1 pseudogene is annotated in these 520 nt (G+C 48.1%); it reads right to left on the bottom strand.

Annotated elements, in window-relative coordinates:
• Positions 1–520 (bottom strand): annotated as a pseudogene (dctM, locus tag JYJ62_RS15780) (C4-dicarboxylate TRAP transporter large permease protein DctM); the annotation flags it as partial.

Raw genomic sequence — 520 nt, forward strand, 5'->3', positions numbered from 1 at the left:
GCAGAGGTGACAAATAGGTTGAGCCCCACCGGCGGGGTGATCAAGCCGATCTCCATATTCACCACCATAATGATACCGAGGTGAATCGGATCAATACCGAGCTGCACAGCAATCGGGAAAAGGATCGGCGCTAAAATCAAAATAATCGCTGATGGCTCCATAAAAGCACCGGCAATCAGCAGGACAATATTGACCACCAACAAGAACATCCAAGGCTCAAGTCCAGCCTCTAACACCATCGCGGTGATTTGCTGCGGAATTTGTTCAGTGGTTAATACGTGAGCAAACAACATCGCGTTGGCGATAATAAACATCAGCATAATGGTCAGCTTGGCTGATTCTAAAATAACCTTCGGTGCTTCGCTGATGCGCATGTCTTTATAAACAAACAAGGCAATAAACGCTGAATACACCGCAGCAACTGCAGCGGCCTCCGTAGGGGTAAACATTCCTGAGTAAATACCACCCAAGATGATTACCATCAGCAACAAGCCCCAAACCGCTTTGCGCGCCGAGCTTA

It is taken from the genome of Denitrificimonas caeni, from assembly GCF_905120345.1.
GTDB lineage: Bacteria > Pseudomonadota > Gammaproteobacteria > Pseudomonadales > Pseudomonadaceae > Denitrificimonas > Denitrificimonas caeni_A.